Origin of the sequence: Mitsuaria sp. RG (assembly GCF_028369275.1) — a bacterium.
Classification (GTDB): Bacteria; Pseudomonadota; Gammaproteobacteria; order Pseudomonadales; family Pseudomonadaceae; genus Aquipseudomonas; species Aquipseudomonas peradeniyensis.
In genome coordinates this window covers 23,230-34,060 of the sequence record NZ_JAQMYQ010000057.1, presented here as the reverse complement: position 1 = coordinate 34,060, position 10,831 = coordinate 23,230, and the positions used below count along the sequence as shown (strand labels likewise).

11 protein-coding genes are annotated in these 10,831 nt (G+C 66.1%); 6 read left to right on the top strand and 5 right to left on the bottom strand.

The window, feature by feature from the left end:
* From POF53_RS23280 to POF53_RS23265, 4 genes are all read left to right on the top strand, one after another.
* A partial coding sequence (locus POF53_RS23280; RefSeq protein WP_498969625.1) for an NAD(P)/FAD-dependent oxidoreductase occupies nt 1-704 on the top strand: 704 nt, incomplete at its 5' end.
* Nucleotides 705-939: 235 nt separating this feature from the next.
* On the top strand, nt 940-1,617 hold the full coding sequence (locus POF53_RS23275) for a DUF3313 domain-containing protein (protein ID WP_050705590.1): 678 nt from the start codon (nt 940-942) through the stop codon (nt 1,615-1,617).
* Nucleotides 1,618-1,937: 320 nt separating this feature from the next.
* Entirely contained in the window at nt 1,938-2,531 is a 594-nt protein-coding gene (locus POF53_RS23270; protein WP_232855515.1) for a DUF1842 domain-containing protein, read from the top strand.
* A gap of 19 nt (nt 2,532-2,550) precedes the next feature.
* Nucleotides 2,551-3,006: a DUF1842 domain-containing protein gene (locus tag POF53_RS23265; protein WP_498969622.1), complete on the top strand. Its 456-nt coding sequence runs from the start codon at nt 2,551-2,553 to the stop codon at nt 3,004-3,006.
* A gap of 70 nt (nt 3,007-3,076) precedes the next feature.
* On the opposite strand, the gene POF53_RS23260 is transcribed toward POF53_RS23265, so the two are convergent.
* Nucleotides 3,077-4,384 carry a serine/threonine transporter gene (locus POF53_RS23260; protein WP_254464111.1) on the bottom strand — a complete coding sequence of 436 codons (1,308 nt, stop codon included), beginning with the start codon at nt 4,382-4,384 and terminating at the stop codon, nt 3,077-3,079.
* Nucleotides 4,385-4,586: 202 nt separating this feature from the next.
* Nucleotides 4,587-5,963, bottom strand: coding sequence for an L-serine ammonia-lyase (locus POF53_RS23255; protein WP_254464112.1), 1,377 nt, complete (start codon nt 5,961-5,963; stop codon nt 4,587-4,589).
* A gap of 146 nt (nt 5,964-6,109) precedes the next feature.
* On the opposite strand from POF53_RS23255, the gene POF53_RS23250 reads away from it, so the two are divergent.
* Nucleotides 6,110-7,057, top strand: a complete 948-nt coding sequence (locus POF53_RS23250) for a LysR substrate-binding domain-containing protein (protein ID WP_254464113.1) — start codon at nt 6,110-6,112, stop codon at nt 7,055-7,057.
* Between the two features lie 24 nt (nt 7,058-7,081).
* On the opposite strand, the gene POF53_RS23245 is transcribed toward POF53_RS23250, so the two are convergent.
* Nucleotides 7,082-7,945 (bottom strand): LysR family transcriptional regulator, encoded by an 864-nt coding sequence (locus POF53_RS23245; RefSeq protein ID WP_254464114.1) that lies wholly within the window; start codon nt 7,943-7,945, stop codon nt 7,082-7,084.
* A gap of 251 nt (nt 7,946-8,196) precedes the next feature.
* Here POF53_RS23245 and POF53_RS23240 point away from each other — a divergent pair, with 251 nt between their 5' ends.
* Nucleotides 8,197-9,210, top strand: coding sequence for an NAD(P)H-quinone oxidoreductase (locus POF53_RS23240; protein WP_254464115.1), 1,014 nt, complete (start codon nt 8,197-8,199; stop codon nt 9,208-9,210).
* Nucleotide 9,211: 1 nt separating this feature from the next.
* Here POF53_RS23240 and POF53_RS23235 read toward each other — a convergent pair whose 3' ends face one another.
* Nucleotides 9,212-9,913 (bottom strand): PA1136 family autoinducer-binding transcriptional regulator, encoded by a 702-nt coding sequence (locus tag POF53_RS23235; protein WP_254464116.1) that lies wholly within the window; start codon nt 9,911-9,913, stop codon nt 9,212-9,214.
* Between the two features lie 5 nt (nt 9,914-9,918).
* The gene (gene hchA / locus POF53_RS23230; RefSeq protein ID WP_254464117.1) at nt 9,919-10,773 is read right to left on the bottom strand and encodes a glyoxalase III HchA; all 855 of its coding nucleotides are present in this window, start codon (nt 10,771-10,773) and stop codon (nt 9,919-9,921) included.
* Nucleotides 10,774-10,831 lie beyond the last annotated feature (58 nt).

Here is a 10,831-nt window from a genome sequence, read left to right as displayed (position 1 = left end):
CCCACGGCCTGGGTGTGCGGATCTTCGAGCACAGCCCGGTGCTGCGTATCGAACATGGCAGTACGGTGACCCTGCACACCGCCCGGGGCCGGGTGCGCGCCCAGAGCCTGATCCTGGGCTGCAACGCTCATCTCGACGCGCTGGAGCCGCGCCTGAGCGGCAAGGTCCTGCCGGCCGGCAGCTATGTGGTGGCCACCGAACCCTTGCCCGAGGCCCTGGCGCGCACGCTGATCCCGCAGAACATGGCACTGTGCGACCAGAAGGTGGGGCTGGACTACTACCGCCTGACCGCCGACCGCCGCCTGCTGTTCGGCGGCGCCTGCCACTATTCCGGGCGCGACCCGAAGGACATCGGCGCCTACATGCGGCCCAAAGTGCTAAAGGTGTTCCCGCAACTGGCCGAGGTGCGCCTGGACTACCAGTGGGGCGGCATGATCGGCATCACCGCCAACCGTTTCCCCCAGGTCGGCCGCCTCGGCCAGCACCCTAACGTTTACTATGCCCAGGGTTACTCTGGGCATGGACTTAACGTCACCCACTGGACCGCGAAGCTGCTCGCCGAGGCCATCGCCACCGAGCACAGCCAGGGCTTCGATGTGTTCAGCGCGGTGCCGCACCTGACCTTCCCCGGCGGCAAGGCATTGCGCTCGCCGCTGCTGGCGCTGGGCATGCTGTGGTACCGGTTGCGCGAGGCGCTGGGCTGACCGCAGGGGTTGGACATGGCAGGGGTTGTGTAAGGGCGACAAGGCACACGGCGGGAACATGCTGTGTCCGTTAGTTAGAGCACCGCCCACGCGGTGTTCTATCTGATAAAGCTCCTGCCAGCCACATCCCCCAATCGCAGTACTCATTCAATCCATGCCTGATGCCCTCTTGCTGGCCATCCGCCAACCACCTGCTAGCGTTGTTCTGGCCACTTCCCTCATGGACCTCGTCATCATGAAGCACCTGCCTCGCACCACCCTGCTGTGCGCTGCTCTGCTGGCCCTGGTTGCCTGCTCCAGCAACCGTGTCGATCCCAAGGACTATTCCGGTTTCCTCAAGGACTACAGCCGCCTGAAGCCCGCCGAGAGCGTCTCCGGTGCGCCGGTGATGCGCTGGATCGACCCGGATGTGAAGGCCAGCCAGTACACCAAGGTGTTCATCGAACCGAGCCAGTTCTATCCCAAGCCGCAACCGACCAACGTGATCTCGGCGCAGACCCTGCAGGAGATCACCCGCTACTTCAACGAAGCGATGCGCCGCGAACTGGGTAGCGTGCTCACCCTGGTCAAGGAGCCTGGCCCGAACACCATCGTGGTGCGCCCGGCGATCACCGCAGTGTCCACCAGCACCGAGGGCCTCAAACCCTACGAGGTGATTCCCATCGCCCTGGTGGCCGCGGCGGTGAACACGGCCGCCGGCGGCCGCGACCAGGCCGTGGACATCGCCGTGGAGGCTGCATTCCTCGACGGCGGCAACCAGAACGTGCTGGCCCAGGTGGTGCGCAAGGGCAGCGGCAAGGAGCTGGAGAACGACAGCACGCAACTGACCCTGAACGACGTCAAGCCGGTGCTCGATGGCTGGGCCAGCGACATGCGCCGCAGCTTCGTGGCGTTGCAGCAGAAGTCGAAGTGAGTCCGTCCAGCCCGTAGCTCATCGCGGGGCAAGCCCGCTCCCACGAAACGGGAGCCGGCTTGCAGGCCTTATTGACACCACTCGTCGGACATACTGCAAAAAGGCCATCACAGCATTTTTTGCCTGCTTAACTCAAGCGAGCTGCCAGGCAGGCGGCACCGCACTTCAGGGATGGCTGCACAAGCCGGCTGCCAACAGCCGCTCGCACCGGGCACGCCAGTACATCCGCCCGTCTACCTGCCTCTCCCCCTTTTCTCCCCCGTCCGCCTGCGCAAGCGTTGGTTACGGTATTTCATTCATTGAATGCAACGGAGGCAATCATGTCTGTATCGCTGACCGCACCGTCGGAAGGCCTGTTCCCGGTGTCCTACCTCATTGGTACCAATGCCCCGGGCGCCCCGCGCCTGCAGCTGGACCTGCTGGTCTACACCCCAGACCGCAGCGTCAACGGCCACGCGCTGATCACCCAGACCACCAACCCACCGCTGGAGCTGGGCCTGGATGCCTGGGGCAGCTACAGCTACCTCACCGTGCAACCACCAAGCGAAGGCAAGATCCTGCTGACGGTACGTGGCAACCACGGTGGCCCACACGCCAATTCGCCGGAGCAGTTCGAACTGCGCGCACTGCTTGACCTGGACTGGCAGAAAGGCACGGCCAGCTACCGTTACTACAACGGCCAGCGTTGGATCGAGGTGGACAACGTACCCGTCGTGCTTGAGCTCAAACGCATCCAGACACTGCCGAACGTCGACCTGACGACCGAACTGCACAACGCCACCTTGGAGGCCGTGATCGCCACTGGTGACGTCGCGCAACTCAAGCAACTGGCCAGCGGTGCCGTGGGCAAAGCCCTGGACCAGGCCCTCGCCTCGACCAAGAGCCCGGCCGCCAAAGCCGCCAAGAAAGCCTGAGCAGACAAGGAGAATCAGCATGTCCTTCGGACTTTTTCATACCCGCCTGAACGTCAGCAACGGGCTGCTCGGCGCACCTATCCTGACCCTCGACCTGCTGGTCAATACCGTGCAGAAGAAGGTCACCGGCAGGGCCTCCATCATCCAGGCCACGCATCCGGTCCAGGTCTTCCACGCCAGAGTGTGGGGCGGCTACAGCGAGCTGCCGTTCGCGCCCGTAGGTAGCCCGTCAATTGTCCTGCACCTGGATGGCAGCCCAAGCGGTCCGCTCAGCCAGATCGCCCAGACCTTCCACCTGCAGGGCCTGCTCGACCAGGGCTGGAACATCGGCACCGCCAGCTACCGGTACTTCAGCAACGGCCACTGGGTCGACCAGCATGGCCGCGTGCGCAAGGCGCCGGACATCACCCACCAGGATCAACCGCAACCCGCGGAGCGCCTGAAGGCGGTGATCAAGCACCTGGAAAACGCTTGACCTGAACCGTCGCGGGGCCAGCCCGCCCCCACATCAAGGTGTGGGAGCGGACTGGCCCCGCGATCATCGGTCAGGCCATGAAGCTATAGGCGATCGCCGACAGCGTGATCAAGCCGATCAAGACCACGAATACGTTCGACAGCTTGCCCGAGTACTGGCGCAACGCCGGCACCTTCTGTACCGCATACATCGGCATCAGGAACAGCAAGCAGGCGATCACCGGCCCACCCAGACTTTCGATCAGCCCGAGAATGCTCGGGTTGAGGGTCGCCACCGCCCAGCAGGTCACCAGCATGAACAACGCCGTGGCGCGCTCCAGGCGCTTGGCCGGCCAGGTCTTGCCGCGCCCGCGCAGGCTCTTGACGATCATGCCCTGGAAACCCTCGCTGGCACCGATGTAGTGGCCAAGGAACGACTTGGTGATCGCCACCAGCGCGATCAGCGGCGCGACAAAGGCGATCACCGGAGTCTGGAAGTGGTTGGCCAGGTACGACAGGATCGAGATGTTCTGCGCCTTGGCGGCGGCCAGGTCGGCCGGGCTCAGGGCCAGCACGCAGCTGAAGCAGAAGAACATCACCGTCAGCACCATCATCACATGGGCGGTGGCCAGGGTGCGGCCGCTCTTGCGGTCGGCGTCATTGCCATAACGGTGCTTCTGGTCGACGGCGAACGCCGAGATGATCGGCGAGTGGTTGAACGAGAACACCATCACCGGGATCGCCAGCCACAAGGTCAGCAGCAGCTTCGAGGCGCTGATGCCTTCGTTGGCCTGGGCGAAGAACGCGCCGTTCCAGTTGGGAATCAGGCTCAAGGCCAGCAGCAGCAACGAGGCAACGAAGGGATAGACCAGCACGCTCATGGCCTTGACGATGATCTGCTGGCCACAGCGCACCACGATCATCAGCCCGCAGATCAGCAGCAGGGCCAGCAGCGCTCGCGGCGGCGCGCCGATGTGCAGCTGGTGTTCGAAGAAGCTGGTCAGGGTGTTGGTCAAGGCCACGCTGTAGACCAGCAGGATCGGGAAGATGGCGAAGAAGTACAGCAAGGTGATGAGCTTGCCGGCGCCCACGCCGAAGTGCTCTTCCACCACCTCGGTGATGTCCTCGTTGCCACCCTTGCGCCCGGACAGCACGAAGCGGGTCAGCGCCCGATGGGCGAAGAAGGTCATGGGGAACGCCAGCAGCGCCAGGATCAGCAGCGGCCAGAAACCGCCGACCCCGGCGTTGATCGGCAGGAACAGGGTGCCGGCGCCGATCGCCGTGCCATACAGGCCCAGGGCCCAGGTGGTGTCGTGGCGGTTCCAGGTGGTCGAGCCGCTGGCCGAAGCCAGGGCAGCCGAATCCGCACAAACGCTCGTGGTGCTTTGTACATCAGTCATTGGGTATCGCCTTGTAGTTGTTTTTGTCGCAGGTGCAGCGGGTGTTGCAGGTTGATACCGCTCCCCTGTAGGAGCGGCCTTGTGCCGCGAACGGGCTGCAGTGCAGCCCAAGAATTTCAGTGTGGGAGGAGTATCGCCGGGGCCGCTTTGCGGCCCTTTCGCGGCACGAGGCCGCTCCTACAGCGTGGTCCGTACGGAGCCATCAGCACTCGACGAACGCGACAGCCAGGCCGCCGCGGGAGGTTTCCTTGTAGTTGGCGTGCATGTCCGCGCCGGTGTCACGCATGGTGCGGATCACCCGGTCGAGGGAGATGAAGTGCTCGCCGTCACCGCGCAGGGCCATCTGCACGGCGTTGATGGCCTTCACCGCGGCGATCGCGTTGCGCTCGATGCAGGGGATCTGCACCAGGCCACCGACCGGGTCGCAGGTCAGCCCGAGGTTGTGCTCAAGGGCGATCTCGGCAGCGTTTTCCAGCTGTGGCGGCGTGGCGCCCAGCACCTCGGCGAGCCCCGCGGCGGCCATCGAGCAGGCCGAGCCCACCTCGCCCTGGCAGCCCACTTCGGCGCCGGAGATCGAGGCGTTCTTCTTGCACAGGATGCCCACCGCAGCGGCCGCCAGCAGGAACGCCACCACGTCGTCGTCGCAGGCACCGGGGTTGAACTTCATGTAGTAATGCAGCACCGCCGGGATGATCCCGGCCGCGCCGTTGGTGGGCGCGGTGACCATGCGCCCGCCGGCGGCGTTCTCTTCGTTGACCGCCAGGGCAAACAGGTTGACCCATTCCATGGCGCTGAGGGTCGAGCCGATCACGTTGGGCTTGCCGACCTCCTGCAGGCTGCGGTGCAGGCGCGCCGCCCGGCGCTTGACCTTCAGCCCGCCGGGCAGGATGCCTTCGTTGCGCAGGCCGTTGTCGACGCACTCGCCCATCGCCGCCCAGATCTTCAGCAGGCCTTCGCGCACCTCGCTTTCCGGGCGCCAGGCGCACTCGTTGGCCAGCATCAGCTGGCTGACGCTCAGGTTGTGGGCCTTGCACAGGGCCAGCAGTTCGGCGCCGCTGGAGAATTCGTAGGGCAAGGCGACCAGGTTGTCGCTGCCTTGCGGCGCATCGATCTCGCTTTGCTCGACGATAAAGCCGCCACCCACGGAATAGTAGGTCTGGCTGAACTGGCTGCCCTGCCCGTCGAAGCTTTCCAGGGTCATCGCATTGGGGTGATAGGCCAGGCTCTCGTCGAGCAGGCGCATGTCACGGCTGTACTGGAACTCGATCGGCTGGCTGCCATCGAGCATCAGGCACTGCTCCTGCATCAGCTGGTCGATGCGTGGCTCGATGCTGTGCGGATCGATGCGGTCCGGCCACTGGCCCATCAACCCCAGCAGGCAGGCGCGGTCCGTGGCGTGACCGACACCGGTGGCCGACAGCGAGCCATAGAGGCGCACCTCGACCCGCCGCACCTGGGCCAGCAGGCCGCGTTCACGCAGGGCCTGGGCGAAGGTCGCCGCGGCGCGCATGGGGCCGACGGTATGGGAGCTGGACGGGCCGATGCCAATCTTGAAAAGGTCGAAAACACTGATAGCCATGCTAATGCCTGACCGTGACAACCATCTAGGATATGCCACGGCTCTCTGGAAAATTTGAGCGATATTGCCAAGTTGCGCGATACTGCCCCTCTCAGGCCAGCTTGACCAACGAAACTTCCTACATAAGCCTTTAGCAGGACTAAACGATGAAAGGCCCACTCAACGGCCAGGTGTTCGTCTGGCTGCACGTGTTCTCCTGTGCGGCGCGGCACCTGTCGTTCACCCGTTGCGCCGAGGAGCTGCACATCACCCCCGGCGCGGTCAGCCAACAAATGCGCCAGCTCGAGGAACGCCTGGGCTTTCGCCTGTTCCTGCGCCGCGCCCGCGGCGTCGAGCTGTCCGCCGAAGGCCAGCGCCTGGCCCAGACCGTGGCCGAGGCCTACGGCAGCATCGAGGCCGAGCTGCTGCGTCTGGATGCCGGTGAAATCCGTGGCACCTTGCGCTTGCGCTCGATCCCCTCGTTCCTGGCCAAGTGGCTGACACCGCGCCTGCCACGCTTCCAGCAGCGCTACCCGGACATCGAGCTGCGCCTGGTGGCCGAGGACAGCAACCAGGCGCTGCACCCGGAAGACTTCGACCTGGCCATCGACCTCAACGACGGCAGCTACCCGGGCATGCTCTCCACCCCGCTGCTGGACGAGCAGATCTTTCCGGTCTGCTCGCCGGCCCTGCTGCGTGGCCGCCCGCCGCTGCACGGGCCGGCGGACCTGGCCCACTACCCGCTGCTGCACGACATCACCGCCTGGCGCGGCAGCTCGGAGTACGCCGAATGGGAGTTCTACCTCGACGGCATCGGCGCCGGCGGGCTGGACGTGCGCCGCGGGCACACCTTCAACCGCAACCACCTGACCATCGAGGCCGCCATCGCCGGCGTCGGCGTGGCCATCGCCCGGCGCACCCTGCTCAACGACGAGCTGGAGCGCGGCGCGCTGATCGTGCCGTTCGGGGTGCCGATCGCCAACCACAAGCGCTATGTGCTGCTGTATCCGCCGGGCGGACTGAGCCAGCCGGGAGCGCGTGCAGTGCATGACTGGCTGGTTGAAGAGGCCCAGGGTTTCCGCGCCTTGCATCCGCTGAAGCTGCCCGCCAACTGAAGGTATTCGCACCGCACAGCGTCCTCAATCGGCAAACGCCTGCACCAGCTGGTCGATCACTGCCCGCACCCGCGCCGTGTGGCGCAGGTCGCGATGGGTGACCATCCACACCTCGTAGGGCTGGCTGCGCGCGCGCTGCGGCCAGACCCGCAGCAGGCCGTCGCGCTGCCCCAACGCCACGGGGATCTCGCCCAGGCCCAACCCTTCGGCAATGCCCCGGCGCAGCATCATGCTGGCATTGGCCGCCATCACCACCCTGCCCTCGCCCATGGGCACGTCCACCAGGGTCGGTACCCCGCGATCACGCCAGTACGGCTCGTACACCACCAGGTCATGGCCGGCAAAACTGCCCTCCTGCGGCATGCCGCGACGCGCCAGATAGTCCGCCGAGGCGAACAGCCCCATCTGCCAGCTGGCCAGCTTGCGCAGCACCAGGTCGGGGTTGTCCGGGCGCTGGTTGCGGATGGCAATGTCGGTTTCGCGTTGCGACAGGTTGACAATCTCCGAGCTGCCGCTGAGCACGATGCGCACCTCGGGGTGATCGTCGTGCAACCGGCGCAGCGCCGGGATGACGAACTCCAGCGCCAGGGAATCGGTGGTGGCGATGCGCACCTCGCCGGCCTGTTCGTTATCGCTGCCCCGGGTGCGACGGGCCAACTCCAGGGCAGCCTGCTCCATCTTCTGCGCCATTTCCACGGCCACTTCACCGGTGGCGGTGAGCTGGTAGCCGGCGGGCGTACGCAGGAACAGGGTCGCGCCAAGGTCGGCCTCCAGCGCCGCCACCCGCCGGCCCACGGTGGCCTGGTCGACGCGCAGTACCCGGGCGGCGCGGCGCAGGGTCAGTTCTCGGCTCAAGGCCAGCAGCATGCGGGCGTCATCCCAGTTCATTCGCTCACTCCATCATTCGTCGGGTAACGAGAGCCTGTGGGAGCGGGTTTACCCGCGAAAACAGTAGTGGGTTCACCAACGTATTCGCGGGCAAACCCGCTCCCACAGGACAGGTACCGCGACACAAATCTCACCTGAAGAAAATCTGCAAAGGTGCATCGCAAAATCGCCGCGCGACCGCGCAGCGTGGGTTTCATACCCTGTGACGCACCGGGCCAAAGCGGCCTTTCCTCAGAATGACAGAGGTTTTCATGCGTCACATCCCCACTCACATGACCGCCATCGATATTACCCAACCTGGGGGCCCCGAGGTCCTGCAGGCCACCACCCATGCCACGCCTCGACCAGGCCCCCGGGAGGTGCTGATCCAGGTCCATGCCGCCGGCGTCAACGGCCCCGACCTGCTGCAGCGCAAGGGCCTGTACGACCCGCCCGCCGGCGCGCCGGACATTCCGGGGCTGGAGATCGCCGGCAAGGTCGTGGCCACCGGCGAGCAGGTCCGCCACTTTGCCGTGGGCGACGCGGTGATCGCCCTGGTCCAGGGCGGCGGCTACGCCGAGTACGCCGTGGCCGACGAGCGCACCACCGCGCACCTGCCGGACAACCTGTCGATGGTCGAGGGCGCGGCCTTGCCAGAAACGTTCATGACCGTCTGGGTCAACCTGTTCCAGCGTGGCGGCTTCAAGGCCGGTGAAAGCGTGCTGATCCACGGCGGCGCCTCCGGCATCGGCACCACCGCCACGCAGCTGGCCCGTGCCTTGGGCGCGGCGAAGATCCTCACCACGGTCAATGGCGCCGGGCAACAGGCCGCCAGCCTGGAACTGGGCGCCGACGTGGCCATCGACTACACCCGCGAGGACTTCGTCGAACAGGTCATGCTGCACACCGAGGGCAAGGGCGTGGACGTGATCGTCGACATCATCGCCGGTGACTATGTGGCCCGCAATTTCAAGGCCGCGGCCATGGACGGACGCATCGTGCAGATCGGCGTGGTCAAGGGCCCGGCCACCGAGGTCGACCTGTTCCCCCTGCTGACCAAGCGCCTGACCCATATCGGCTCGACGCTGCGCGCGCGCAGTGCCGACGACAAGGCAGCGATTCTCACGGACCTGCTGGCCAAGGCCTGGCCTCATGTGCGCAGCGGTTCGGTCAAGCCATTGGTTCACGCGACCTTCCCGCTGGCGGCGGCCAGCCAGGCCCATGCCCTGATGGAGTCTGGCCGGCATATCGGCAAGGTGGTGTTGACGGTTGCGCACAACGGCTGAGTCAGTCGAGCGCGCCGCTGCCCAGGGCGATCCTGATCGCCTGGGCGGTGGTGCTCACCCCCAGGCGCCGGCGGGCGGCGCGAAGATGGTTTTCCACGGTGCGCACCGACAGGCCCAGGGTGGCGGCGATATCCGCCTGGCGCTGCCCGGCGGCGGTCCAGGCCAGCACCTGGCGCTCACGCGCCGACAGCTGACCCTCGCCGGGCGGTGCCTCCAGCAGCCGCCGTGCACCGAGGAACGCGGCGTTGGCCAGCAGGCTCAGGGCCAGGCGCGCCGGCGCCGAAGCGTCGATGCGCACACCGCCCAGGCTCATCGCTCCCTCCAGGCCCGCCGGGCCGAACACCGGCACTTGCAGGCCATGGATACCCGGCCCGCCAGGCACCCGAACCACACGGTAGCGTTCGCCTTCGTCGCTCGGCTGCTTGCTCCAGAAGAAAGGCTCACGCGCCGCCAGCAGGTGCCGCGTCACCGGGCAATGGCGCACGTAGGTCCGGGCATCGACCACCTGGCCATCACCGAACCAGTCCCCTTCCACCCAGTGGATGCGCTCGACCACTTCATCCCGCGCAGCGCTGGCGCTGAACAACACAAAGCGGTCATAGCCCAGCGGCCGGGCGACGTTGCGCACGGCCGTCTGGATCGTCGTCAGGGCGGTAGCCTGCTCGATCTGCCGGACCGCCTGTACCACCTCGTCGAACGGCATGCCGCTCACCCGCCGTTGGCCGCCTTGAGCAACGCCGCGGCAGCCAGCTTGCCCAAGGCGTTGCCGGCCAGCGGGCTGTCGCCGGTGAGCAACCGACGGTCCTGGTGGACGGCGCCGGAGATACCCTCGTTGACGATCTCGACGCCCTGCGCCTGCAGACGCTCGCCGAACTTCCAGGTCAGGTGACCGGGCATGTAGCCGATGTCCGGGGTCTTGGCATCCAGCTCATCGGGGAAGGCGCAGATCTTGTAGCCATCGAACAGTTTGCCGCCAGCCAGCAGCGCCGCCGGACCGTGGCACAGGGTGATAACGAACTTGTCGTGATCCGCCGCCCATTTCAACACCTGGGCGACTTCTTTGCTTTCCGGCAGGCCGATCAAAGCGCCGTGACCGCCGGGAATGAATACGCCAATGTAATCGGAGTCGTCACCCAGGGCACTGTCGATCACCTCGGCGAGCCTGCGCGGCTGCTTGAAGGCTGGCTTGTAGCGCTCGAACAGGCCGAGCACCTGCTGGTCCTCGCGCGGCATGGCCCAGTATTCGAACTTGACCGGGTTGCCCGACAAGGTCGCGACATCGAAGGCGAAGCCGGCCTTGTCCAGGTGGTACATGGGCAGCAGGGTTTCCACCGGATGGTTGCCGGTGGAAAACAGCGTGCCGTTGTCGGTGAGCAGGTAGCGCTCGTCGGCGCCGATCAAGAGGATTTTCCAGCGTCCGCCCTTGTAGGCGTCGGGGTAGTCGGCGCCGCTGAGGTCAGACTTGGTCGAGGTGAACTGGCTGAGGGAGTACGGCGAGGGGAAGAAGGCGTTGTCCTCGGCCGGATCGGGGGTCGGGCGTTTGTCGTCGTTGCTGTTGGTCACGGCTGTGCTCCTGTGCCTGGGGGTTGACCGGATCCATGCTAGGAGGCCACCGGATGAG

Excerpts from the sequence above, each read along its gene's own strand:
- POF53_RS23275 (WP_050705590.1), top strand. The coding sequence starts at position 940 with ATGAAGCACCTGCCTCGCACCACCCTGCTGTGCGCTGCTCTGCTGGCC.
- POF53_RS23270 (WP_232855515.1), top strand. The coding sequence starts at position 1,938 with ATGTCTGTATCGCTGACCGCACCGTCGGAAGGCCTGTTCCCGGTGTCC.
- POF53_RS23265 (WP_498969622.1), top strand. The coding sequence starts at position 2,551 with ATGTCCTTCGGACTTTTTCATACCCGCCTGAACGTCAGCAACGGGCTG.
- POF53_RS23260 (WP_254464111.1), bottom strand. The coding sequence starts at position 4,384 with ATGACTGATGTACAAAGCACCACGAGCGTTTGTGCGGATTCGGCTGCC.
- POF53_RS23255 (WP_254464112.1), bottom strand. The coding sequence starts at position 5,963 with ATGGCTATCAGTGTTTTCGACCTTTTCAAGATTGGCATCGGCCCGTCC.
- POF53_RS23250 (WP_254464113.1), top strand. The coding sequence starts at position 6,110 with ATGAAAGGCCCACTCAACGGCCAGGTGTTCGTCTGGCTGCACGTGTTC.
- POF53_RS23245 (WP_254464114.1), bottom strand. The coding sequence starts at position 7,945 with ATGAACTGGGATGACGCCCGCATGCTGCTGGCCTTGAGCCGAGAACTG.
- POF53_RS23240 (WP_254464115.1), top strand. The coding sequence starts at position 8,197 with ATGCGTCACATCCCCACTCACATGACCGCCATCGATATTACCCAACCT.
- POF53_RS23235 (WP_254464116.1), bottom strand. The coding sequence starts at position 9,913 with ATGCCGTTCGACGAGGTGGTACAGGCGGTCCGGCAGATCGAGCAGGCT.